This is a genomic window from Brevundimonas sp. D3-1P (assembly GCF_055809335.1).
The window spans coordinates 2237358-2262152 of record NZ_CM147908.1 but is presented as its reverse complement, the minus strand read 5'-3'; the positions used below and the strand labels follow the sequence as shown (position 1 = coordinate 2262152).

The 24795-nt window shown below is 67.4% G+C and carries 22 protein-coding genes and 1 pseudogene; 16 read left to right on the top strand and 7 right to left on the bottom strand.

Going from position 1 to position 24795, the window contains the following annotated elements; genetic code table 11:
• Positions 1–104: 104 nt before the first annotated feature.
• The 10 genes from rimP to AC0L6G_RS11410 all read left to right on the top strand — a co-directional run bounded on the left by rimP (position 105) and on the right by AC0L6G_RS11410 (position 11621).
• Entirely contained in the window at positions 105–701 is a 597-nt protein-coding gene (gene rimP / locus AC0L6G_RS11455) for a ribosome maturation factor RimP (RefSeq protein WP_293828297.1), read from the top strand.
• Positions 701–2434, top strand: coding sequence for a transcription termination factor NusA (nusA, locus tag AC0L6G_RS11450; protein ID WP_293828299.1), 1734 nt, complete (start codon positions 701–703; stop codon positions 2432–2434). The genes rimP and nusA overlap by 1 nt, the downstream gene beginning before the upstream one ends.
• An 18-nt stretch (positions 2435–2452) precedes the next feature.
• A complete protein-coding gene (locus AC0L6G_RS11445; protein ID WP_293828301.1) occupies positions 2453–3112 on the top strand; it encodes an RNA-binding protein in 660 nt (219 codons plus the stop codon).
• A 108-nt stretch (positions 3113–3220) separates the two neighbouring features.
• Entirely contained in the window at positions 3221–6274 is a 3054-nt protein-coding gene (infB, locus tag AC0L6G_RS11440; RefSeq protein ID WP_473252237.1) for a translation initiation factor IF-2, read from the top strand.
• Positions 6275–6516: 242 nt separating this feature from the next.
• Positions 6517–6948, top strand: a complete 432-nt coding sequence (locus AC0L6G_RS11435; RefSeq protein WP_293827752.1) for a DUF2141 domain-containing protein — start codon at positions 6517–6519, stop codon at positions 6946–6948.
• Positions 6949–6973: 25 nt separating this feature from the next.
• Positions 6974–8446, top strand: a complete 1473-nt coding sequence (locus AC0L6G_RS11430) for a carotenoid oxygenase family protein (protein WP_293827754.1) — start codon at positions 6974–6976, stop codon at positions 8444–8446.
• Between the two features lie 66 nt (positions 8447–8512).
• A complete protein-coding gene (locus AC0L6G_RS11425; RefSeq protein WP_293827755.1) occupies positions 8513–9655 on the top strand; it encodes an acyltransferase family protein in 1143 nt (380 codons plus the stop codon).
• Between the two features lie 38 nt (positions 9656–9693).
• Complete coding sequence (locus tag AC0L6G_RS11420; RefSeq protein WP_293827757.1) at positions 9694–10221, top strand: CHAP domain-containing protein; 528 nt, start codon at positions 9694–9696, stop codon at positions 10219–10221.
• Positions 10222–10266: 45 nt separating this feature from the next.
• On the top strand, positions 10267–11064 hold the full coding sequence (locus AC0L6G_RS11415; protein ID WP_293827759.1) for a tryptophan 2,3-dioxygenase: 798 nt from the start codon (positions 10267–10269) through the stop codon (positions 11062–11064).
• A 71-nt stretch (positions 11065–11135) separates the two neighbouring features.
• Positions 11136–11621, top strand: coding sequence for a PA2169 family four-helix-bundle protein (locus AC0L6G_RS11410; RefSeq protein ID WP_291539275.1), 486 nt, complete (start codon positions 11136–11138; stop codon positions 11619–11621).
• Positions 11622–11731: 110 nt separating this feature from the next.
• On the opposite strand, the gene rplS is transcribed toward AC0L6G_RS11410, so the two are convergent.
• Together rplS and trmD are read right to left on the bottom strand one after the other, a co-directional pair.
• Positions 11732–12157 (bottom strand): 50S ribosomal protein L19, encoded by a 426-nt coding sequence (gene rplS / locus AC0L6G_RS11405; RefSeq protein ID WP_293827761.1) that lies wholly within the window; start codon positions 12155–12157, stop codon positions 11732–11734.
• A gap of 1 nt (position 12158) precedes the next feature.
• On the bottom strand, positions 12159–12899 hold the full coding sequence (trmD, locus tag AC0L6G_RS11400; protein WP_293827762.1) for a tRNA (guanosine(37)-N1)-methyltransferase TrmD: 741 nt from the start codon (positions 12897–12899) through the stop codon (positions 12159–12161).
• Between the two features lie 132 nt (positions 12900–13031).
• Between trmD and AC0L6G_RS11395 the strand changes: the two genes are divergently transcribed.
• On the top strand, positions 13032–13169 hold the full coding sequence (locus AC0L6G_RS11395; protein ID WP_017505021.1) for an entericidin A/B family lipoprotein: 138 nt from the start codon (positions 13032–13034) through the stop codon (positions 13167–13169).
• A 109-nt stretch (positions 13170–13278) separates the two neighbouring features.
• Complete coding sequence (locus tag AC0L6G_RS11390; RefSeq protein ID WP_293827764.1) at positions 13279–13680, top strand: YidB family protein; 402 nt, start codon at positions 13279–13281, stop codon at positions 13678–13680.
• Between the two features lie 4 nt (positions 13681–13684).
• Here the strand turns inward: AC0L6G_RS11390 and AC0L6G_RS11385 are convergent, their stop codons facing one another.
• The 3 genes and pseudogenes from AC0L6G_RS11385 to AC0L6G_RS11375 all read right to left on the bottom strand — a co-directional run.
• Positions 13685–15451, bottom strand: a complete 1767-nt coding sequence (locus AC0L6G_RS11385; protein ID WP_293827766.1) for an AmpG family muropeptide MFS transporter — start codon at positions 15449–15451, stop codon at positions 13685–13687.
• A gap of 39 nt (positions 15452–15490) precedes the next feature.
• Positions 15491–17011 carry a response regulator gene (locus tag AC0L6G_RS11380; protein ID WP_473252235.1) on the bottom strand — a complete coding sequence of 507 codons (1521 nt, stop codon included), beginning with the start codon at positions 17009–17011 and terminating at the stop codon, positions 15491–15493.
• A gap of 184 nt (positions 17012–17195) precedes the next feature.
• A pseudogene (locus AC0L6G_RS11375) lies at positions 17196–17915 on the bottom strand (ATP-binding protein); the annotation flags it as partial.
• 180 nt (positions 17916–18095) lie between these two features.
• On the opposite strand from AC0L6G_RS11375, the gene AC0L6G_RS11370 reads away from it, so the two are divergent.
• Genes AC0L6G_RS11370 through AC0L6G_RS11355 form a run of 4 tightly spaced genes read left to right on the top strand, consistent with a single transcriptional unit; the run spans position 18096 to position 21988 of the window.
• Positions 18096–18737, top strand: a complete 642-nt coding sequence (locus tag AC0L6G_RS11370; RefSeq protein WP_219352610.1) for a TnsA endonuclease N-terminal domain-containing protein — start codon at positions 18096–18098, stop codon at positions 18735–18737.
• Positions 18724–20628 carry a Mu transposase C-terminal domain-containing protein gene (locus tag AC0L6G_RS11365; RefSeq protein WP_313514873.1) on the top strand — a complete coding sequence of 635 codons (1905 nt, stop codon included), beginning with the start codon at positions 18724–18726 and terminating at the stop codon, positions 20626–20628. Before AC0L6G_RS11370 ends, AC0L6G_RS11365 begins: the two co-directional genes overlap by 14 nt.
• On the top strand, positions 20628–21518 hold the full coding sequence (locus AC0L6G_RS11360) for a TniB family NTP-binding protein (RefSeq protein WP_219352608.1): 891 nt from the start codon (positions 20628–20630) through the stop codon (positions 21516–21518). The genes AC0L6G_RS11365 and AC0L6G_RS11360 overlap by 1 nt, the downstream gene beginning before the upstream one ends.
• Positions 21518–21988: a TniQ family protein gene (locus AC0L6G_RS11355; protein ID WP_473252234.1), complete on the top strand. Its 471-nt coding sequence runs from the start codon at positions 21518–21520 to the stop codon at positions 21986–21988. The genes AC0L6G_RS11360 and AC0L6G_RS11355 overlap by 1 nt, the downstream gene beginning before the upstream one ends.
• 146 nt (positions 21989–22134) lie before the next feature.
• Here AC0L6G_RS11355 and istB read toward each other — a convergent pair whose 3' ends face one another.
• Entirely contained in the window at positions 22135–22863 is a 729-nt protein-coding gene (gene istB, locus AC0L6G_RS11350; protein ID WP_003170613.1) for an IS21-like element helper ATPase IstB, read from the bottom strand.
• Complete coding sequence (gene istA / locus AC0L6G_RS11345) at positions 22850–24361, bottom strand: IS21 family transposase (RefSeq protein WP_164952576.1); 1512 nt, start codon at positions 24359–24361, stop codon at positions 22850–22852. Before istA ends, istB begins: the two co-directional genes overlap by 14 nt.
• Positions 24362–24795 lie beyond the last annotated feature (434 nt).

Here is a 24795-nt window from a genome sequence, read left to right as displayed (position 1 = left end):
TGAAGCGCCTATATGGCCCTTCACATCGTTAGACCGGCGTCCAACGGCGTCGTTCCAAGCGGCGGCCCGGACGGACCGCCGCTTTTGTTTTGGATATTCGTCGCTTGCGCGCAAAGACCGCCCAGGATCGCCAACTGCTTGAGCTGATCGACCCCATCGCGGGCTCGCTCGGCCTGGATGTGGTGCGCGTGCGCCTGATGTCCGGCGCCAAGCGCCAGCGGCTTCAGATCATGGCCGAGCGCCCGACCGACCACGACATCTCGGTCGAACAGTGCGCCAAGCTGAGCCGCGCGGTGTCCGAGGTGTTCGACGCCGCCGATCCCATCTCCGGCGAATATCTGCTGGAGGTCTCGTCGCCCGGCGTCGACCGGCCCCTGACCCGTCCCATCGACTTCGATCTGTTCGAGGGCGAGGAGGCGCGGCTGGAGACCGACCGGATGATCGAGGGCCGCAAACGCTTCAAGGGCGTGCTGGCCGGGTTCGAGGACGGCAATGTCCTGATCGACCTGGACGGCGAGGACGACACCGCCCTGATCCCCTTCGACTGGCTGGCCGACGCCAAGCTGGTCCTGACCGACGCCCTGATGAAACGGGGCGCCGCCATCCGCGCCGCGCGCGGCGAACCCGAAGACGACGGCCTGCCGGAAGGCGGGGCCGAAGACGCAACCGACACCACGACCCCTTCTGAGGACAACGCCTGATGGCCGTCACCGGTATTTCCGCCAACCGCCTCGAACTGCTGCAGATCGCCGATGCGGTCGCCCGCGAGAAGAACATCGACCGCGAGATCGTGATCGAGGCCATCGAGGAGGCGATCCAGAAGGGCGCCAAGTCGCGTTACGGCGCCCACCACGACATCCGCGCCAAGATCGACCACAAGACGGGCGAACTGTCCCTGACCCGTCACGTCACCATCGTCGCCGACGACTGGGCGCCGGAAGACGAGCTGGAAGAGTTCAACGACAGCGCCATGGTGCGCCTGAAGGACGCCCTGAAGCGCGACCCCGAGGCCGAGGTCGGCAAGGAATATGTCGAACAGCTGCCGCCGTTCGAGTTCGGCCGCGTCCAGACCCAGATGGCCCGTCAGGTCGTGACCGGAAAGGTCCGCGAGGCCGAGCGCGCCAACCAGTACGAAGAGTTCAAGGATCGCGTCGGCGAGATCGTCAACGGCACGGTTAAGCGGGTCGAATACGGCAACACCATCGTGGATCTGGGCCGGGGCGAGGGCGTGATGCGCCGCGACCAGTCCATTCCGCGCGAAGTGTTCAACATCGGCGACCGCATCCGCACCTACATCTACGACGTCCGGCCCGAGGCCAAGGGCCCGCAGGTCATGCTGTCGCGCGCCCATCCCGGTTTCATGGCCAAGCTGTTCGCCCAGGAAGTGCCCGAGGTCTATGACGGCGTGATCGAGATCCGCGCCGCCGCGCGCGACGCCGGCTCGCGCGCCAAGATGGCCGTGCTGTCTAACGACAGCTCCATCGATCCCGTCGGCGCCTGCGTCGGCATGCGCGGCTCGCGCGTTCAGGCGGTCGTCGCCGAACTGCAGGGCGAGAAGATCGACATCATCCAGTGGAACCCCGACGAGCCGACCTTCATCGTCAACGCCCTGGCGCCCGCCGAGGTCTCCAAGGTCGTGCTGGACGAAGAAGCCGGCCGCGTCGAGGTGGTCGTGCCGGACGAGCAACTGTCGCTGGCCATCGGCCGTCGCGGCCAGAACGTGCGCCTGGCCTCGCAACTGACCGGCTGGCAGATCGACATCATCACCGAGGCGCAGGATAGCGAGCGCCGCCAGCGCGAGTTCAGCGAACGCACCGCCCTGTTCCAGGAAGCCCTGGACGTGGACGAGGTCATCGCCCAGCTCTTGGTCACGGAAGGCTTCGCCACGGTGGAGGACCTGGCCTATGTCGACGCCTACGAAGTCTCCGAGATCGAGGGCTTCGACGAGGAGACCGCCGAGGAGCTTCAGGCCCGCGCCCGCGAATATCTGGACAAGAAAGCCGCCGAGCTTGACGCCAAGCGCGTCGAACTGGGCGTCGAGGACGCCGTCCTGGACGTGCCCGGCGTCACCCTGGCCATGGCCGTCGCCCTGGGCGAAGGCGGCGTCAAGACGGTCGAGGACCTGGCCGACCTGGCCACGGACGAAATCCGCGGCGGCTATGAGGTCAGGAACGGCGAGCGGGTGAAGGTCCCCGGCGTGCTGGAAAGCTTCAACCTGGCCCAGGAAGACGCCGAACTGCTGATCCTGCAGGCCCGCGTGGCGGCCGGCTGGATCGACGCCTCGGAACTGCCTCAGCCGGAACCCGAAGAGTACGAAGACGAGGGCGACTACGCCGACGGCGAATACGATCCGGACCAGGTGTTCGGCGACGCGCCCGCAGCCGATGACGCGGAGGTCCTCGCCGAGGACGGCTCCGAACCGTCGAACGCGTGATGGGAGACCTGGCCGCATATGAGCTTGCGCGACGCAACGATCGATAGGGAACGCCGGGATCTGGTTTCGCACCAGGTCATGGATGAATCTCGTCTGATCCGTTTCGTCGCCGGGCCCGATGGCCAGGTGGTTCCCGACCTGGGCAGGAAATTGCCCGGCCGCGGCCTGTGGGTCGAGGCCAGCCGCGCCTCCGTCGAGGCGGCGGTCAGGAAGAACGGCTTCGCCCGCGCGGCCAAGACCCGTCTGAACGCCCCGGCCGACCTGGCCGATACGGTCGAACGGCTGCTGGCGAAGCGCTGTCTCGACCAGCTGGGTCTTGCCCGGCGCGAAGGCGTTCTTATATCCGGCTTCGAAAAATCCGCCGCGAACCTGCGTTCCGGCAAGGCCGCCTGGTTGATCGAGGCCGCCGACGGGGCGGCTGACGGGCGCGCAAAGATGCTGGCCCTGGCCCGTCATCAGACCGCCAAGGTCTGCGGCGCGTTCACGGCGGACGATTTGAGTTTGGCCCTTGGCCTGGAAAATGCGATACACGCCGTCCTGCTTGCGGGCGGACGCGCTGATCGCTGGACCATCGAGGTCGAACGACTGGCTGGATTTCGGCCGCTTCGCCCTTCCCACTGGGAGGTTTCCGGTGGCGAGGGCGAACCGGCGGGAGCGCTCCCCCCAGGGGCGAGCTGAGGATTTTGACGGCCGAGGGCCTGTCTCCAAGGGCGGAGACGGGCTCACGGTCGTTCATGGGTATTGGATGACGACGGCGGGATTTTCCGCCCCGAGTAAAGCGACCGGATGAGCGACGAAAACGACAAGACCAACCAGGGCCAAGGCGCGGGACAAGGCAATGCGGGGGGCGCGCCCTCCCAGTCGGGGCCGCGCGCCCCGCTGAGCCTGAAGCCGCGCGCCGCGGGCTCGGTTTCGACCGGCACGGTGAAACAGAGCTTCAGCCACGGCCGTTCCAAGACGGTGGTGGTCGAGACCAAGCGCCGCCCCGGCGCCGGCGGTCCGCAACGGCCGCAGGGCTTCGATGTCGCACGTCCGCAACCCGCCGCCCAGGCCGCGCGTCCGCAAGGACCGCGTCCGTCGCAACCCGCCGGCGGCGCCCTGTCGGCCGAGGAGCAGGAAGCGCGTCGCCGCGCCATCGCCCTGGCCACCCAGGCCAACGCCGCCAAGGCCGCCGCCGAGGCCGCCGCCAAGGCCGCCGCCGACGCCGCCGCGCGCGAACAGGCCGCCGCCACGGAGCGCGCCGCCCAGGCCGCCCGCGACGAAGCCGCCGCCGCCAAGGCCGCCGCCGAGGCCGCGCGCGCCGAGGCCGCCAAACTGGCCGCCGCTGCGCCCCAGCCCGCAAAGCCTGCGCCCAAGCCGGCCGCGCCCGCCGCTTCGACGCCGGCCCCGGCTCCGGCTCCGGCCTCCAGCCCGGCGACCCCAGCCGCAGCCTCCGCTGCGCCTGCCGCTCCCGCCCGTCCGGCGGCTCCGGCTCGCCCCGTGGTCAACTTCGGCCAGCGCGTGCCCAAGCCGGGCAATCCGCAACGCACCCCGGCCGAACGCCCCGCGTTCGGCGGCCGTTCGGCGCGCGAACAGGCGATGGGCGGCGGAGAGCGGTCCTATTCGGACCGTCCGCAACCGACCGAGCGTCCGCAGAGCGATCGCCCGCAAGGCGCCCGTCCGGGCCAGCGTCCGCAAGGCGCCAAGCCGGCCGAGCCCGTGCGCTATTCGGCCCTTAATCCGCGTCCGGCCCCCGGCGCCGCGCGGCCAGGCGGCCCGCGCACCGGCCCCGGCGGCCGCGCCGCGCCCAACGCTCCGCCCGCCACGCCGGAAGTGGCCCGCCCCAGCCGCGCCCCCGGCGCCGGCTTCGGCCGCCCGGCCGGTCGCGACGACGACCGGGAGAAGCGCTTCTCCGACGCTGGCAAGGCGGTCAGCCGCACGCGCGGCGAGCCCAAACGCCGCGAAGGCCGCATGACCATCCAGTCGGTGGTCGGAGACGGCGACGCCGCCGAACGTATGCGTTCGCTGGCCTCGGTCCGCCGCGCTCGCGAACGCGAGAAGGAAAAGCGCAAGGGCGGATCCACCGACGCGCCGAACCGTCCGCGCGAAGTGGTCATCCCCGACGTCATCACCGTGCAGGAGCTGTCCAACCGGATGGCCGTGCGCGGCGTCGACATCATCAAATTCCTGATGCGTCAGGGCATGATGATGAAGATCAACGACGTGATCGATTCCGACACCGCCGAACTGGTGGCCGAGGAGTTCGGCATGGCGGTCAAGCGCGTATCCGAATCCGATGTCGAGACGGGCTTCCTGGCCGACGCCGACGACGAAGGCGCCACCGAGACGCGCGCCCCGGTCGTGGCCATCATGGGCCACGTCGACCACGGCAAGACCTCGCTGCTGGACGCCCTGCGCACCACCGATGTCGCTGGCGGCGAAGCCGGCGGCATCACCCAGCACATCGGCGCCTATCAGGTGCGTCTGGAAAACGGCCAGAAAGTCACCTTCCTGGACACGCCGGGCCACGCCGCCTTCTCGGCCATGCGGGCGCGCGGCGCCAATGTGACCGACATCGTGGTCCTGGTGGTGGCCGCCGACGACGGCGTCATGCCTCAGACCATCGAGGCGATCCAGCACGCCAAGGCCGCCGGGGCGCCCCTGATCGTGGCGGTCAACAAGATCGACAAGCCGGACGCCAATCCGCAAAAGGTCGTCAACGAACTGCTGCAGCACGAGGTCATCGCCGAGAGCCTGGGCGGCGACACCCAGATCATCGAGGTGTCGGCCAAGGAACGGATGAACCTGGACGGCCTGCTGGAGGCCATCCTGATCCAGGCCGAGGTCATGGACCTGCGCGCCAACCCCGACCGTTCGGCCGAGGGCGTGGTCATCGAGGCCAAGCTGGACAAGGGTCGCGGCCCGGTCGGCACCGTCCTGGTCAAGCGCGGCACCTTGAAGCGCGGCGACATCGTCGTCGCGGGCGGATCGTGGGGCAAGGTCCGCGCCCTGCTGAACGAGCGAAACGAACAGCTGGACGAGGCGGGTCCGTCGGTCCCGGTCGAGATCCTGGGCCTGGACGAGGCGCCGTCGCCCGGCGACGTCTTCGCCGTGGTGGATTCCGAGGCCCGCGCCCGCGAGCTGACCGAATATCGTCAGCGGGTGAAGCGCGAGAAGGCCCAGGTCTCGGGCGGCTCGGTCTCGCTGGTCGACATGATGGCCAAGCTGGGCTCCAAGAAGGCCTCGGAATTGCCGGTCGTCATCAAGGCGGACGTGCAGGGTTCGGCGGAAGCCATCGTCGGTTCGCTGGACAAGATGGGCACCGACGAGGTCCGCGCCCGCACCGTCTATTCGGGCGCCGGCGGCATCACCGAGAGCGACGTCAACCTGGCCAAGTCGGCCGGCGCGCCGATCCTGGGCTTCAACGTCCGCGCCTCGAAACAGGCGCGCGACCTGGCCGAGCGCGAGGGCGTGGAGATCCGCTACTACTCGATCATCTACGACCTGCTGGACGACATTAAGGGCGTCCTGTCGGGGATGCTGGCGCCGCTGCAGCGCGAGACCTTCCTGGGCAACGCCCAGGTGCTGCAGGTGTTCGACATCTCCAAGATCGGCAAGATCGCCGGTTGCCGCGTCACGGAGGGCGTGGTGCGCAAGGGCGCCCGCGTCCGCATCATCCGCGACGATGTGGTGGTGCTGGAGCTGGGCGTGCTCAACACGCTCAAACGCTTCAAGGACGAGGTCAACGAAGTGCCCTCTGGCCAGGAATGCGGCATGCAGTTCCAAGGCTTCCAGGACATCAAGGAAGGCGACTACATCGAGTGCTTCACGGTCGAGGAGATCAAGCGCACCCTGGACTAGATCCTGGCGCGCGAAGCCCGATAAAGACGAAGGCCCGGAACGCTGGTTCCGGGCCTTTTTCGTTGCTCGACTGGGCTGGCGCCGGGGCGTGTCCGTTCACGCTTCGCCAATGGACGGGCGCGGTCGTTGGCGAAGGCGGCCCGTGCGTCGCCGCAGACGTGATGGCGAACGGACGATGGCGGCGGCACGGTCGGGTCATCGAGGGCCGGTCGGCGGTCCTCCGACAGAACCGGACCAAAGCCATGAAGACCCTGTCTTTCACCCTCGCCCCCGTCGCCGCCCTGATGGTCGCCGCCGTCGTGGCCGCGCCCGCCTTCGCCGCCGACCTGACCGTCGCCTTCCCGACGGCGGCGCCCCAGGGCAAGATCATGGTCGCCGTCTTCGACACCGCCGAAACCTACGGCGGCCATGGCCAGCCGGCCAAGGTCGCCATGCTGGACGCGGCCGGCGGAGAGACGCGCGTCACCTTCGACGGCCTGCCGGACGGGGACTATGCGGTGCGCGCCTTTCACGATCTGAACGGCGACGGCAAGATGAACACCAATCCGTTCGGCATGCCGACCGAACCCTATGCCTTCTCCAACAATGCGGTGGGGAACATGGGGCCGGCCGGCTGGGACAGGGCGAAGTTCTCCGCCGCCGGCGCCGTCGTCCAGACCATCGACCTGAAATAAGCTTCCCAAGCGTCGGAGCCCGATCATGACCCCTTCCCGCCGTTCCTTTCTGATGGGCGCCGCCGCCCTGTCGGCCGCCGTCGCCACGCCCGAGATGGCGCGCGCCGCCGCCGCCCTGGACGCCGCTGCAAGCGCCGATTGGGCGCTGGCCACCCGTGATGTCGAAGCCGACCTGCCGCGCCAGACTATGCGGCTGATCCACGGCCGCGCGCCGGTCGGGCTGGAAGGGACGCTCTATCGCAACGGTCCGGCCAAATTCCGGCGGCCGGGCGGTTCGGCGACCCACTGGTTCGACGGCGACGGCATGATGCGCGCCTTCCGCATCGACGACGGCCGGGCGACGCTTCAGGCCCGGTTCGCCGACACCCCCAAACGCCGCAACGAGACCGAACTGGCGGCCGTGGTCACGCCCGGCTTCGGCTCCAAAGGGGATGCGCGGGCCCGCATCGGCTCCAACGACGACGCCAATGCGGCCAACACCGCCGTCATGGTCGCGGGCGACCAGATCTGGGCCCTTTGGGAGGCGGGATCGCCCCTGGCGATGAACCCGTCGGACTTGTCCACGGCCGGCTTCGTCACCCTGCGCGACGATCTGAAGGGCATGCCCTTCCAGCCCCACCCCCGTTATGCGTCCGACGGCTCCATCTGGAACGTGGGCGTGGCCGGACGCCGGGCGGTGATTTGGCGGCTGAACCCCGACCGCAGCCTGAACGACGCCCAGATCGTCGATCTGCCGCGCGCGAGCTATATGCACGACTTCACCGCCACCGACCGGCACATCATCCTGGTGCTTCAGCCCTGGGTGTTCGAGACCCGCGCCATGCCGGTGATCGCGGGCCTGGCCTGGCGCCCCGAGACCGGCACGCAGGTCTTGGTGCTGGACAAGGACGACCTGTCCAAACGCCGCCTCTACGACCTGCCGGCCTTCTTCCACTTCCATCTGGGCGACGCCTGGGCGGAACGGGACGGCACGATCCGTTTCGACGTGGCCGCCAGCGGCGATCCGCGCTTTGCGGTGGACGGCGCGCGGGTGCTGGTCGAGGGACATGGCGTCGTGCCGGGCGATCCGGCCAGGCTGGCGCTGATCACCCTGCGTCCCGACGGCCGGGCCGATATGGCCCATAGCGCCGTCGTGGGCGAATTTCCCAAGGCCGATCCGCGCCGCGCGGGCCGACAACGCAGCCTGACGGCCCACACCTCCGGCGAAACCCGCGGACGGCCCCTGCCGACGGGATTGGCGGTGCAGGACTGGGACAGCGGCCGCTCGCACGCCTTCGAATTCGGCGTCCATCAGGTGGTGGAGGAGGCGGTCTTCGTGCCCAAGCCCGGCGCGACCGCCGAACGCGACGCCTGGCTGGTGGGGCCGTCGGTCAATCTTCGGGCCGGCCGCACCGAACTGCATGTCTTCGACGTGGCCCGGATCGAGGACGGGCCGGTGGCGACCTGGCAGGCGGATACGGCTCTGCCGGCGGGGTTCCACGGCGTCTGGGCGGGCTGAGGACGGCGCGGCACAACCTTTGCGCGCCTTCACGGTTCGAAAAGGCCGATGTGCCAAGGTGACGCCATGACCCCCGTCCAGACGCCCGCCGATCTTCGACCGATCACCGCCCTGCGCTTTGGCGCGGCCATCTGGGTGGCGGTTTACACCTTCTGGGAGAACCTGGCGGGGGCGGGCGCGTCCAACCTCGTCGCCAAGGGCTATCTGGGGGTGGAGCTCTTCTTCGTCCTGTCCGGCTTCATCCTGTGCCACGTCTATCTGCAGGCGGCGGGCGAGGGACGGTTTTCCTATCGCGGCTTTCTGTGGGCCCGGCTGGCGCGGGTCTATCCGCTTCATCTGTTCACCCTGATCGGGGTCGGCGTCCTGGCGACGGCGGCGCTGGCCGTGGGCGTGAGCGTCGATCCGAACGTGCGGAACTGGTCCGCCCTGCCGGCCAATCTGCTGATGGTTCACGCCTGGGGCCTGGCGCCGGTGGCGGGGTGGAACCACCCATCCTGGTCGATCTCGGCGGAATGGTTCGCCTATCTGTGCTTTCCGCTGTTCGCCCTGGCGTTCTGGCGGGTGCGGTCGCGGCCGGTCGCGGCGCTGCTGGGGACGGCCGCCTTCATGGTCATCCTGTATTTCGCCTTCGAACAGATCGCCGGCTTTTCGCTGACCGAGGCGACCATCCGCTGGGGCGCGCTTCGGATCGTGCCCTGTTTCGCCCTGGGGTGCGCCCTCTATCTGGTCTATCGCCGCGCCCCTTTGAAGGCGCCCTGGCTGTGCGCGGCCGTATCGTTCGGCCTGATGATCCTCAGCGCCGCGCTCGGTCTGTGGGACGGGGTGACGGTGCTGCTGTCCGGCGCCCTGATCCTGTCGCTGGCCTCCCTGACCAACGACCGGGCCGGATGGCTGGCCTCCAAGCCCGCCGTCTATCTGGGAGAGATCAGCTATTCGGTCTATATGGTCTGCGTGCCGTGGAAGCTGGTGTCGGTCGGCCTGGCGGCCAAGGTGTTCGATGCGCCCGACAAGCAGTTTCAAATTTTCGTGTGGCTGGCGATCCTGGCCCTGCTGCCGGTCATGGCGGCGGCGTCCTATCATCTGGTCGAACGCCCGGCGCGCAAGGCTTTGCGCGGATTGACGGAAAAGCGAAGCTTTGGCGCAAGCAAAACCCGGCCGCACGGCGATATGCCGAAACAACTTGCGACAGGCCGTGATCCCGTGGCCTAAAGGGGTTTCCATAGGCGGGTCGGGATACCCCAATTATGATGAAACGGCTCAAAGCCGCCGCAGTTGCGGCGACCCTCGGTTTTTTCGCCCTGGGCGCTGTCCCCTCCGCTGCAAAGGCCGATGAGCCGTACTGGCAGTGCGTGACCTTCGCGCGCATGTTCTCGGGCATCAACATCTTCGGCGACGCCTGGACCTGGTGGCGCCAGGCCGCCGCCAAATTTCGCACCGGCAAGGCGCCCGAGACGGGATCGGTGTTGGTGTTCCGCCCCGAGGGGCGCATGAGCCGGGGTCACGTGGCCGTCGTTTCGGACATCCTGACCGACCGCGTGGTGCGTGTGACCCACGCCAATTGGGGCGGCAGCCGCGGCAAGGTCGAGGAGAACGTCACTGTCGTCGACGTCTCGCCCTCCAACGACTGGTCGCAGGTCAAGGTCTGGTACAATCCGATCAACGACCTGGGCACCACGGTCTATCCGACCTACGGATTCATCTACAAAGGCGCCCGCGACGCCTTGGACGCCGGTCGCCAGATGGCCGCCAACGTCTCGGCCCAGGGCCAGCACTAAAAGTCCCCGGCTTGCACCGCTCGCCCCGGCGGGCGATAGGCGGGCATGACCCGATCCAGCGACATCACCTATGCCGGCTATCTGGCGCTGGACGACCTGCTTTCGGCCCAGCGCCCGCTGTCGGACCAGCACGACGAGATGCTGTTCGTCGTCATCCACCAGACCAAGGAGCTGTGGCTCAAGCAGATCCTACACGAAGTGGCCCTGGCCCAGGCGATGGTGCGGGCCGGCGACCTGGTGCCCGCCTACAAGAGCCTGGCGCGGGTGTCGCGCATACAGGCGGTGATGACCCAGAGCTGGGACATCCTGTCAACCATGACCCCGGCTGACTATCTGCGCTTTCGCGGCGCGCTGGGGGCGTCCTCGGGCTTTCAGAGCGACCAGTTCCGCCGGCTGGAGGCCATGCTGGGGTTGAAGGACGCCAGCTTCCTGAAGTTCCACATCGGCCGGCCCGAAGCCCTCGCCGCGCTGGAAGCGGCCATTGCGGCGCCTAGCCTGTATGACGACGCCCTGGCCCAGATGACCAAGGCCGGTCTGCCCGTGCCGGCCGAGGTGCTGAACCGTGACGTGACCCAGCCCTATGAACCGTCGGAGGGGGTCGAGGCCGCCTGGCTGGAGGTCTATCGCGACACCGAGCGCTGGTGGGCGCTGTATCAGCTGGCCGAGAAGCTGGTCGATCTGGACGACGCCCTGCTGACCTGGCGGCACAAGCACGTGGTCACGGTCGAGCGGATCATCGGCCGGCGTCGCGGCACCGGCGGCACCGAAGGCGCGGCCTATCTGGCCTCGACCCTGACCAAGCGGTGTTTCCCCGAATTGTGGTCGCTCCGCACCAAACTTTGATGTCGCAGAGGGAAACCAACGCCCCGCCCGGCCATTTCGCCGTTCGACCGCATAGCGGAAGGAAGACCGAGATGACCAATCCCAATGCTCATGACATCAAGGTCCTGAACGGCCTGATCGAAACCACCCTGGACAGTGCCGACGGCTACCGCGAGGCCGCCGAACAGACCCAGGATCCCCATTTCCGCACGCTGTTCGAACGTCGCGCTGGGGAGCGTCAGCAGGTGGTCGAAGACCTGTCCGCCGCCGTGCGGGGTCTGGGCGGCGATCCCGAACCGCACGGCTCCATCCTGGCCAAGGCTCACCGCGCCTTTCTCGACGTGAAGCACGCCTTGTTGCGCAACGACGATTCCGTCGTCGGCTCGATCAACTCGGGCGAAGGCTTCATCGCCGGAAAATACGAAAAGGCGCTGGAGGACACCGGCATTTCCGCCACGACGCGCGAAACGATCCGGCGCGCCTATGCCGCCGTCAAGGTCGAGCACGATCAGATGGAGGCGCTGAAACGCAGTCTCGAGGGCCAGCGGGACGCCGACAATCCATTGTTCCCGCAATAGACCTGGCCCCAGGCTGGAATCGAAAAGGCCCCGGCGACGCCGGGGCCTTCGTCATGTCGCTGGTCATCCGCGCTCAAGCAACGCGAAGCGCGTTGGCGCACTGGATGCGATCAGGCTTCGTCGCCGGCCTTGTCGACCGAACCCGTTTCCGGGACCACCACGCCCTTGGCCGGACGCACCGTCTGGCGCTCGGCGATACGCGCCGACTTGCCGCGACGATCGCGCAGATAATAGAGCTTGGCGCGACGCACCACGCCGCGGCGCTTCACCTCGATCGACTCGATGTTCGGCGACAGGATGGGGAAGCGGCGCTCGACGCCTTCGCCGAACGAAATCTTGCGGACGGTGAAGGTCTCGCTGACGCCGCCGCCGTCACGGGCGATGCAGACGCCTTCGAAGGCCTGAACGCGCTCGCGCTCGCCTTCCTTGATCTTCACGTTGACGCGCAGAGTGTCGCCGGGCTGGAATTCCGGGATCTTGCGTTCGCCCAGGACGCGGGCTTTTTCTTCGGCGTCCAACTGCTGAACGATGTTCATGTCATTTCTCCTCGGGCTTTGCGCCCTTTAGCTGTGAGTTGGCGGAATGCGCCGCCCAGAGGTCCGGACGCCGATCCCGCGTGGTCGTCTCCCGCTGCGCCTGACGCCATTCAGCGACCTTCTTGTGGTCGCCCGACAGCAGCACCTCGGGAATATCCAGCCCCTCGAACGTCCGCGGCCGCGTATATTGCGGATGTTCCAGAAGCCCGTCCTCGAAGCTTTCGGACGACAGGCTGTCGCCTGAGCCGAGCACGCCGGGGATCAGTCTTACGCACGCCTCGATCGCGACCATCGCCGCCGCCTCGCCGCCGGCGAGAACCGCGTCTCCGACCGAGACCTCCTCGAACCCGCGCGCGTCCAGCACCCGCTGATCCACCCCCTCGAAACGGCCGCACAGCACGACGATCCCGTCGGCCTTGGCCCATTCCTTGACGCGCGCCTGGGTCAGGGGCCGACCCCGGGCGCTCATGTACAAAAGCGGCCGCTTTGGTCCCGGCAGGCTATCCACCGCCCGGGCCACCACGTCCGCCTTCAACACCGCTCCCGGCCCGCCGCCCGCAGGGGTGTCGTCCAGGAAGCCGCGCGTATCTGTGGAAAAGGCGCGAATGTCAACCGTCTCCAGGCTCCATAGGCCTTTCTCGCGCCAGGCCGTGCCGATCAGCGACACCCCCAGCGGACCGGGAAAGGCCTCGGGAAACATGGTCAGGACGGTCGCCAGAAAGGGGGGGGCGGTCAAGGGCATGGCGGCGGCTCATACACCACAACGCCGCGGCCGTCGCCTCGCCGGGTTCGCATTCGTCGCCGGCCATGCAACCCCAGGCGCAGATCGGCGTTTGCACGGAGCTTGACCATACCAACCAAGGGGTTCCCCAAAATGCGCAAGATCATCACCCTGTCCATCGTCGCCGCCGCCCTGGCCGTTTCCGCCTGCAACACCATCGCCGGCGCCGGCCGCGATGTCTCCGCCGCCGGTTCGGCCGTGACCCAGGGCGCCAACGAAGCCAAGAACTAAGGATCGATCCTCTCGATCCTGACCCAGGGCCCGCCGGCGACCCGGCGGGCCTTCTCGTATCCGTCGCAAGTCGATGTTACGCTGCCGGTCTCGCATCAGGAGACGGACGATGGGCTTTCTGGACAATGTGGTGAAGGGTCTGGGCCAGGACGCCGCAGGCGGCCTCGGCGACCTGTTGAAGAACCAGGGCGGCGTCGGCGGTCTGGCGGAGAAATTCGGTCAGGCAGGACTCGGCGACGTCATCGGCTCCTGGGTCGGCAAGGGCGCCAACGCCAGCATCACCCCGGAACAGATCGTCGCCGTCATCGGCCACGGCCCCCTGGCCGACATGGCCGCCAAGATGGGCGTCTCGCCCCAGCAGGCCGGGGAAACCCTGGCGGGCCTTCTGCCCGAAGCCATCGATCGCTTGACCCCCGGCGGCCAGATCGACGGCGCCGACGACCTGTTGAACACGCTGCCGGGCGGTCTTGGCGGCCTGGGCGACATGATCGGCGGCTTCCTGAAGAAGTAGGCCTTCAGGAGGGCTGGCCCTCCGTCGCCGCGACGGCGGGGTCCTCCGCCGCCTCGCTCTCGCGCCGCTTCTGCAATGCGATCTGTTTTCCGGCCACCACGAAGGCCAGGACGATGCCGAACAGGCCGATGACGAAGGAATAGAGGAAGAAGGCGACATAGCCCGCGCCCAGGGCGGCGGGGCTGACGCCGCTGGTCGCCGCGCCGGCGGTCAGCACGCCCTCCTGCAGATTGGCGAACAGGCCGCGCAGGCCGGCGAAAGGACCGTTCCCCTCCGCCGCCCGCGCCGAAGCCTCGACGATCCGCCCAGACTGCGAGGCGATCAGCTTGCCGGGCAGGGCGTAGAGCGAGGTGAACAGGGCGTACTGGGTCGCGGTGAAGCCGATCGACGTCAGGCTGGACATATAGGCGATCAGGGCGGTCCCGGCGTAACCGCTGGAGACATTGTCGACCCCGATGGCGACCGTCAGCGCCGGCAGGCTGTGGCCCTGGGTCGCCAGCCAGGCGAAGACCAGATTGGACGCCGGGCTCATGAAGGCTCCGATGACCATGGTGCGGATCAGCCCCAGCCTGGCCACCGACCAGCCGCCGACGAAGACGCCGACCGTGGTCATGATCACGCCGAACACCTTTCGCACCTCGGCCAGTTCGGTCTTCGAGAAGCCCAGGTCCAGATAGAAGGGCGGCATGATGTTCAGCACGAAGTCCGCCAGCCGATAGACGCAGATCAAGGCCAGGATCAGGGTCGCGACGCCGGAGAACCGCCTGTAGAAGTCCGCCAGCGGCTGGCCGAACGACCCGGCCAGATAGGCGCCGGGCCGCGTCCGGACCCCCGGCAGGGGCCAGCAGGCCATGACCATGACGACAAGTCCAATGAGGACCAGGCCGAATTGCAGATAGACCCCCTCGGGCTTGGCCGACAGTGCCGCTGCGACCGACGCCTTTCCGTCCGCCCCCAGGCCGAACAGGCCGAACAGGGCGTTCAGCGGTGCCGACTGACCCGTCAGCCCCGCGCCCAGGAACATGGCGGCGATCCCGATCACGGCCAGACGGACGATCCATTCCACGACTTCGAGCTTCGGCCGCGACGGCACGTCTCCGACCGGGATCGGCCGAATCTTGTGGGCTTTCTCGCGCGGGGCGAACAGGACGCCGGCGATGCCGAACCCCATCAGGGCGGCCATGACGGCGTAGGAAAGGTTCCAGTTGTAAAGGTCGGCCAGCACCAGCGGCACGGCGCCGGCGACGATCATCGCCACGCGGTATCCCATCTGATAGGCGGCGGCCATGGCGCCGTGGCGGCTGTCGTCCGCCGCCTCGATCCGCCAGGCGTCGATGACGATGTCCTGGGTCGCGCCGAAGAAGCCGACCAGGGCGGCGAATCCGGCCACGGCGATCAGGGCGTTCGACGGGTTCAGGGTCGAGATCGACCACAGGCCGAACACGATGACGCCCTGCGTCACCAGCATCCAGGCGCGGCGGTGCCCCAGCAGGCGCGTCAGGCCCGGCACGGCGGTCCGGTCGATCAGCGGCGCCCAGACGAACTTCAGCGAATAGGACAGGGTGGCCAGGGCGAAGAAGCCGATCACCTCCAGCGTCTGGCCGCTTTCGCGCAGCCAGGCCGAGAGGGTGTCGAAGATCAGCAGATTGGGCAGGCCGGCGGAAAAGCCCAGCAGCAGCATGATGAAGACACGCCGTTCGCCATAGACGGCCAGGCCGCCGAAACGACTGGCCGATTTTCCGGCAGCGGCGGGGGTGGTCTGGTCGATCATGCACGGCTCCGGCGGCGACCGGAACGCGGCAGCCTTGACTCAGCCGACCTTGGCGCGGATGTCGCGCTTCGTCCAGCGCGCCAGGGCGGCGCGCAGCGCCTCGGCGTCCAGCGGCTTGACGATATGGTCGTCCATGCCCGCCTCAAGGCACAGGCGGCGATCCTCGGCGAAGGCGTTGGCGGTCAGGGCCAGGATCGGCGTCCGATCGCCCGTCGCGCGAATGGCGCGCGCCGCGGCAGGTCCGTCCATGCCCGGCATGCGCATGTCCATGAAGATCAGGTCGTAGCGGGCGCGGCGGACGGCGGCGACGGCCTCGTCGCCGGTGGCGGCGGTCTCGACCACGCAGCCCTCGCGGCGCAGCAGGGTGCGGGCCAGAAGGGCGCCGACCGGATTGTCTTCGGCCAGCAGGACGCGAACTCCGGCGAAGCGCGCCGGCGCGACCCGGTCGTCCTCGACGGATTTCGCGCCGCTCGGTTCCGGGGTCTGGTCCCCGGCGGCGGCCAACACCCGCTCCACCAAGGATGTCCGCCGAAGCGGCTTGATCAGATAGCCGTCGGCGCCCGCCGTGCGATAGGCCGCGATCAGATCCCGCTCGCCGGGCTTCAACATGACGACGGCGCGCCCGCCCTGAGGCAGGGCGACAGGCTGGCCGGGCGTCGTCGGCGCGTGATCGATCAGGATCACCGGCGCCGAGTCCGACAGCATGGCGCCGGACGCTTCGATCTGGGCCTTCGCGGTCGACATCACGAAGGGGTCGGGCGAGCGCACGGCGACCGTTCGTCCTTGCAGCGACCGGGCGCGCGGGGCGCCGACGGCGTCGAAGGCGGCCTCGAAACGGAACCGGGCGCCGCCCAGGGGCGCGCCTGGGCGATCTTCGACTTGCACCGATCCGCCCATGGCCGTCGCCAGCTTGCGTACGACCGCCAGCCCCAGGCCGGCTCCGTCGTGACGCACGGCGTCGGAGGCGTCGGCGTGGCCGAACTCCTCGAAGATGCGCGATCGCGCGTGGGGCGGCACGCCGGGGCCGGTGTCGTCCACGAGGAACGCCAGGCGTGGACGGATGTCGTCGCCGCCAACCCTCTCCACCGTGACGCGGACGCCGCCTGTTTCGGTGAACTTGACCGCATTTCCGGCCAGGTTGAACAGCACCTGACGCAGCCGGCCCTCGTCCGCCCGGATGTCGGGGGCGTCGGCGGCGACGGACCAGACGATCTCCAGCCCCTTGTCGTGCGCGCGCGGGCTGAGCAGTTCGGCGACGCCCTGGACCAACCCTTCCAGATCGACCGGCGTCAGGTCGAACTCCAGCGCCCCGGCTTCCAGCCGGGCGTAATCCAGAAGGTCGTTGACCAGGCCCAGCAGGTGTTCGGCCGACTGGCGGGCGTTTTCGGCATAGGCGCGCTGGGCGCCGTCCAGCCTGGTCCGCTCCAATAGGCCGATCATGCCCAGAACGCCGTTCAGGGGCGTGCGCATCTCGTGGCTCATCAGCCGCAGGAACTGCCGAGCGGCCGCGTTCGGCGGCGCCGTCTCGTCGGTCCTGTCGGTCGCCCGGCGTCGCGCCATCCCAGTCTCCATGGCGACGAGGTTAGAGGCTTGGGGTTAAGGAACCGTCCCGTTCCTCCGCGCCCACGCCATCGCGAGGCGCGAAAGGCGTCGGCCCGTCGTGGGCGAAGGGGGCTTGTTCCTCGTCGCCTTCGCGCAGGCCGAACGGCGCATCGCCGCGGCGACCCGCGCTGCGGTCGAAATCGGCCTCGGCGCCCAGGGTGGCGCGGCGATAGATCAGGGCCTCGGCGATATGGCGGCGCAGCACCCCGGTTGCGCCCTCCAGGTCGGCGATGGTGCGGGCCAGCCGCAGGGTGCGGGTCCAGCCGCGCGCCGTCAGCCCCCCGGCCTCGCCGGCCCGCATCAAGAGCATTCGTCCCGCCTCGTCGGGCGTGGCGAACCGATCCAATATCTCGCCCGATGCGCGGGCGTTCAGCGCCTGGGCCGGGTCCAGCCCGGCGGTGCGCACCCGATCCTCCTGCATGGCGCGGGCGACGGCGACGCGGGCGCGGGCCTCCGCCGTGCCCTCGGCCGGCGGCGGCAGGGCCATGTCGGCGGCGGTGACGGGCGGGGTCTCCACCGTCAGGTCGATCCGGTCGAACATCGGGCCGGAGATGCGGTTCTGATAATCGCGCTGGCAACGCGGAGCCTTTCCGCAGGCCCCGCGTCCGGCCCCGCCCAAACCGCAACGGCAGGGATTCATCGCCGCCACCAGCTGGAACCGCGCCGGATAGCGGACATGGGCGTTGGCGCGCGCCACCACGATCTCGCCCGTCTCCAGCGGCTGGCGCAGCGAATCCAGGGCCTGGGCCGAATACTCGGGCAGTTCGTCGAGGAACAACACGCCGTTGTGCGCCAGGGACGCCTCGCCCGGCTTGGCGCGCAGGCCCCCGCCGGTCAGGGCGGCCATGGAGGCGGAGTTGTGAGTTCCGGCACCCGATGCGACAAACCAAGCCTGAGATGACCCGTTAACGGTGCCCAAAGCTCCGATTTCATCCACCAAGAACTGCGACAAAATCTAGGACTCTGGCAAATAATGCGACAAGATACCGAAGTGCATAAGCGCCGACGCATTCCACCGGGCCGTCGCTCAGTGACAGGGCAGATGCCCTCGCGCTATCCGAGCGGACCGCTTCTTTACGAGTCCAAACTGGAACGCGATTTCCTTATGTTGCTGGAGGTGGACGGCCACATCCGCGACGTGGTCACTCAGCCGATGACGATCAGTCTTACGGTCGATGGCCAGGCGCGTACCTATACGCCCGACATCATGGCGGTCTGGCAGACACGCTCGCCTTGGCCTCACGGCTTTCGACGCGTGGTCTTCGAGGTGAAACCGCTGGCGATCCTACGCTCGGAATATGGAACACTGGCGCCGAAGTACCGCGCCGCTCGCCGGTATTTCGCCGAGAGAAATGTCGGCTACCGCGTGGTGACCGAACGCACCATTCGCACACAGCGTCAGGTGAACGCCGAACTGATCGCCCCGACCCTGCGAGGCAGCGTGGATCAGGAAATGGTGCGTCGGGTGCAGGCGATTGTCCTCGCCAAGGGGACGCACCGACTAGGCGACATCCGTTTCCGGCTGGAGGAGGAAGGGGCCATTCGCGGCGTTGTTATGGAAGCCCTCTATTACATGCTGGGTGCGGAGCTTCTGATTGGCGACCTCAACAAGCCTCTCACCGACGATACGCCTCTGACGTGGTGGGCGAATGCGAAAATCGGAGCATTGCTTGAAGGGACTTAGGTTAGACGCCGGCGTCAATGTCACGATCGGCAATCGCCCTGCCACTATCGTTCGCGTACTCGACCTGGACAGCTATCTGGTCCGCTTCGAGAGCGAGGAACATCGCGTCGTCGGGCGTAAGGACATCGACGATCCACGAAGCGTAAGCGCACCGATCCGCGCTTTGGACGACTATAGCCCTAAAGAGACCGAGGAAGCTTACCGTTGGTGGGAAGTCCTCAAACCCCTTCTCACCGGCGCCATCTCGCGTGGTGAAAAGTCGGACTTCATAATCGAAGCCGGCAAGGTGCTCGGGGTTGATCGAGCGACCGTCTATCGCCGTGTGAAAGGCTACACCGGCTCGGTCATGAGCTTGCTTCCAAAGGGCGGGCAAGGCGCGCGCGGACAGCGGCGTATGAGCGCCGAGCGAGACGCCCTCCTCGATGCCATCATCAGGAAGCACTACCTGGTCAAAAATCAGCCCGCCCCTATGACGGTGTACAAGGAACACCTTGAAATCGAATTCGCAAAGGCGGGTTTACGCCCTCCGGTTCTCGCCACCTTCTACGCTCGCATCGCGGCGCTAGACCCGATCGAGGTCATCGAGGCGCGCCAGGGCAAGCGGGCATCGCACGACGCCAAGAAGCGCCTGATGGGCAGCTATCCTTTCGCCGAGGCGCCGCTCAGTTCAGTCCAGATCGATTATTGGGATTACGATCTCGAAGTGGTGGACAGCGTTGATCGCCTCCCCATCGGCCGACCTCGGCTGACGATGGTGATCGACACATTCAGCTTCATGCCCATCGGCTACTATCTCTCTCTGGACCCTACCGGCGCCTCCAGCGCCGGCCTCGCGATCTTCCATTCGATCACACGCAAAGAACGATGGCTCGCCGACCTGGGCGTGGAGATGGAGTGGCCCGTTTGGGGCTTCCCTAAGATGATCCATGCGGACAATGCCAAGGAGTTCAGGGGCTCCATGCTTCGACAGTTCATGGCGAACGTGGACGGGGAGCTGATGAACCGGAAGGTCAAGACGCCTCGATATGGCCCCCACATCGAACGCTACTTTGGCAAGCTAGCGTTCAGCGTGAAGCACCTCCCTGGCGCGACCGGATCGAATATTCGCGAGCGCGCAAAGCTTCCCGACCCGAGGAAGTCCGCCAGCCTCACGCTTGGGGAGCTTGAACTCTACCTCCTCAGCGTCATCAAGGAACACATCAACACCAAGCATTCCACGCTGGGCATGACCCCGCTGGAGAAATGGCGCTCGTACTTCTTCGAAGGGACCAAGCAGATCAACAAGCTGCCTGACGAAGTCGACAATCTCGATTTCTGGCGCAAGGAACTGATGCCGAAGACCGAGCGGACGCTACAAAGCTATGGCGTTCAGTGGGATCTCTTCCACTACGATTCCGACGGCTTGGTCGCCCTGCGTCAGCGACATGCGAAGACCCCAAGCAAGACCTTCACTGTCCGCCGCGACCCACGCGATGTTTCGGAGGTGTACGTCTGGGATCCGGACAACAAGGTCTATCTGACCGTCCGCTACAGAAGCCCCATGAGCATCGGCATGTCCCTATGGGACCAACGAGCAACGAAGCGCGCCCTGGAGGAACAGGGCCTAATGCACATCGGAGAAAACGAGATCTTCGACGCTCACAAAGAGCGCATCAAGCGTCAGGAGTTGGTCGCCAGTTCCAAACAGGACACGGTGAAAGCCAGGCGCCAACGCGAACAGAAGCGGCGCCATGAAGACGCGAGAAAGCGGGAGAAGGCGGTCGTCACCGGCTCCGGGCCGCCGGCCGCCGTGCCCAGGCCGATCGCAGTTCCCTTGTCGGCTGAGCCGCCGCCGCCTGAGAGCCCGGCTGCGCCGCGCCGCACCGACACCTTCGACGATCTGGACATCTGATGACCGATACCGCCGCTTCGCGTTACGCGCACCTCGCCCCGAAGGCTCTCCAGGTCATCGACCTCGAAGGGCCAGAGCGGATTGTTTCTCGCTGGGGCAACCTATGGGTCGGCTACCCTAGGCTCAAAAAAATCTACGACAAAATGGAGGTTATGCTGATGACGCCTCCAACAACGCGGCCCCGTAATCTGCTACTCCTAGGGGAATCGAACGTCGGGAAAACGACTATGCTTCGCCGTTGGGCGGAGCGGAAGAATGACGCGGCGGCGGAAGCTGAGCGACTGTGCGATCCCGCCTTACTCGGTGAATGGGCTCATATCCCTGTCGTATGCGTCGAAACGCCACCGCTAGGTGATGAGGCGCGGCTTTACGAAAACATCCTCGAAAAGTTGGGTTTCCCTCTTCCGGCGTCCTATTCGACCTCAGCCAAACTCAGGACGGTTGTGAAGTTGATAAAGGCCAACAGGGTCGGCCTCATCATTCTCGACGAGTTTCACAACGCCCTCCCCGCACACTTCAAACAGCTCCTCCGTTTCAATGTGGTCCTCAAGAACCTGACCAACGAAACCGGCATTCCATTTCTAGTCGCCGGCACCGACATGGTGGATCAGGTGTTCCAGAAGGACGATCAGCTACACCGCCGGTTCTCGCGAGCGACACTGGAGCGTTGGCCGTATGACGAAGATTGGCGCACGTTGCTTCGCAGCTTCCAGGCGCTGATCCCTCTTCGCAAGCCGTCATGCCTAGATGATGAGGACATCGCGAGAACATTGCACGAGGTGTCGAGCGGCCGGATCGGCGATCTCTCCTATGTTCTCCATGACGCGGCGCTGCTCGCCGTGCAGTCGGGCGAGGAGCGGATCACCGCCGATCTGATCAAGCCGCTTTGATGGCGGCAGGAGCATCACCCGGTGGCGATGCTCCTACCGCTGATTTCCGGCCGTGGCCCTTTCGAGGGCGCCCGAAGCCCGATGAGCTTTTGTCGTCGTGGTTCCTGCGCGCGGCGGAGGCCATGGAAATGAAGCCTTACGCGCTGGCTCACATCGCCTGGCGTTCGACCCCTCCTCCTCTGACACGCGATATCGACGGCATCGCCGATGATCGGATTCTCGCTATACTTTCGGCTTCGACGCTGACGCCCATCGAGCAATGCCGCGCCACTACGCTCGCTAGTTACGAAGGCGTACTCTTCGAATCCCATCAGCCCCTCGGACGCACCACTTGGATCATGCCGTTGGGTGTCCGTGCGCGCACCCGACTTAGTCCGGGGCTGCAATACTGCCCGGCCTGCTTGGAACAGGCGCCCTATTATCGTCGGCTGTGGCGCGTGTCCTGGGCGACGGTGTCAATCGGCGTCTAAAAGGGACCCCCTATCGGCGTGCAATAGGGACCCCCTTTTGAGGTTCGGGATGGACGTCACGAGCGCACCGCTTGCGAGGGTTGGGGCGTAGGGAGGGCGTAGCCCGACCGGAGGCTCAACCCTCGCCTGGCGTTCTTCGTGGAGGGTTAGCTGCGGTGTTTGAAGCGCCAGCTGTCGTTGCCGGTCTCGACGATGTCGCAGTGGTGGGTGATGCGGTCGAGCAGGGCCGTGGTCATCTTGGGATCGCCGAACACGGTCGGCCATTCGCCGAAGGCGAGGTTGGTCGTGACGATCACCGAGGTCCGCTCGTAGAGCTTGCTGATCAGGTGGAACAGCAGCTGGCCGCCCGAGCGGGCGAACGGCAGGTAGCCAAGCTCGTCGAGGACCACGACGTCGAGGCGGCAGAGGTGAGCAGCCAGCGCACCGGCCTTGCCCAGGCGGGTCTCCTCCTCGAGGCGGTTCACCAGGTCGACGGTGTTGAAGTACCGGCCACGCGCCCCGGCCCGCACGACGTTGGCGATGATGGCGGTGGCCAGGTGGGTCTTGCCCGTGCCGGTCCCGCCGACCAGCACGATGTTGCGCCGGTTCGCCAGGAAGGCGCCGCTGTGAAGCGAGCGCACCAGCCCCTCGTTGATCGGCGTGTCGTCGAACACGAAGGCGTCGAGGTCCTTCACGGCGGGCAGCCTGGCCGCCGCCATCCGGTAACGGATGGAAGCCGCATGCCGGTGGGTCGTCTCGGCGCGCAGCAGGTCGGCGAGGATCTCCATGGTCGTGCGCTTGCGCTGCAGGCCCGTGGTGACCGCCTCGTCGAAGGCTCCGGCCATGCCCTTGAGGCCCAGGCCGGTCAGGGCCGCCATCATCTCATGCCGCTGCATGCATGCCTCGCAAGCTGTCGTAGCGGTCGCAGTCCGCCAGAGGCGGATGCCGCAGCGCCAGGTCATCGGGCGTGACGATGCTCAGCGGCCGGGGCGGTTCGCGCCGGCGCGCCAGGATGTTGAGGATGACGTCGTCGCTGACGGTCCCGGCGGCGAGCGCCTCGCGCGCCGCGGCCTCGACCGGCTCCAGGCCGTCTTCCAGCACCGCCGCCAGAACCCGCACGAACCGGCGATCGGCTTCGTCGCCCGCACCCAGCTTGCGCCTCAGGCGGGCCAGCCCCGGCGGCAACTCCCAGTCCTGGAACGGCGCGCCATTGCGCAGGGCTCCGGGCTTGGTCGCCAGCACCGGGAGGTAGTGCCAGGGATCGTAGAGGGTCCGGTCACGACCGAAGAACCGGCGATGGTCGGCGACGACCTCACCCTCGCAGCGCACGACGATCCGGTCGGCATAGGCGCGGACCTGCACCGTACGGCGCCCGGCCTTCGCCATCACCGAGTAGCGGTTACGGTCGAAGCTGATCAGGCAGGTCCCCGTCACCGCGTGCTCGCTCTCGTGGAAGCCGTCGAACGGGCCCAGCATCGGCTGCAGCGCCGGCCGCTCGGCGGCCAGGGCCTGAGCAACCGTCAGCTCTTTCTGCTCGGGGTGCTGACGCAGCTCGCCCCAGCGCCGGCACTCCGCCTCCAGCCAGCCGTTCAGCTCCTCCAGGCTGGTGAAGCGCAGGCGCGGCTGGAAGAACCGTCCCCGGGCCGTCTGGACCTGGTGTTCGACCTGGCCCTTCTCCCAGCCCGCCGCCGGGGAGCAGGCCGTCGGCTCCACCATGTAGTGGCTCGCCATGACCAGGAAGCGCCGGTTGAACACCCGGTCCTTGCCCGTGAACACCGTCGTCACCGCCGTCTTCATGTTGTCGTAGATCCCGCGCGTCGGCACGCCGCCGAAGAAGGCGAACGCCCGCGCATGCGCGTCGAACAGCATCTCCTGGGTCTCGCGCGGATAGGCCCGAACATAGATCGCCCGCGAGGCGCACAGCCGCATGTGCGCCACCTTCACCCGCATCGGCTTGCCCGCGATCTCCACGTCCTCGTGGCTCCAGTCGAACTGGTAGGCCTCGCCCGGCCGGAACATCAGCGGGATGAACGATGGCGCGTCCGCCACGCCCCGGCGTCGCTTCAGCCGCCACCCCGCCGCGTAGCGCCGGACCGCGTCGTACGACCCGTCGAACCCCTCGCGCACCAGCAGGTCATGAACCCGCGTCATCCGCAGCTTCTCGCGCCGCGGCCGCGCCTCGTCCTCTTCCAGCAGCTCATCGAGCCTGGCCTGGAACGGCGCCAGCCTCGGCAACGGCTGCACCGCCCGCCGATAGGCGAACTCCGCATCCGGCTCCCGGATCGCCTTGCGCACCACCTTGCGCGACAATCGAAGGTCACGCGCGATCGCCTTGATCGCCTTCCCGGACGCAAACTCGCGCCGAATCCTCAACACCGTCTCCAACACCAACATCCCGAACTCGCCGCCTGACATCCGCCAAGCCGCCACCGTTAGACCTCAGGAATGAGGGGTCCTTATTCGACGCCGATCACACCGCTAACGGGGTCCCTTTTCCACGCCGATCCACAGGCAGGTCGTGCTGCGGGCCACCCCCGAGGGGCCCGAGGAACGGGATGATGTGCTGCTCATACCGGCCGGGGTGTGGCAGCTCCCTCAGCAGGAAGCGCCGCCACGTCTCCTCGGCACCCCTTGCGGCAGCCTGTTGGTCCTCGCTGAGGTGGTCCATGGGCTGAGCGTCCATGCCATGCCGCAGGATGCGCCATGAGACGGAGGTGCAGAACCGGATGAGCCAATCGCCGTAGTCGACGCGTCGCACGTCCCCCGCGCTCCACGGGTTGAACAGCTCGTTGCAGAACCGCCGCTCTAGGCCGCTGAACAGAGCCTCG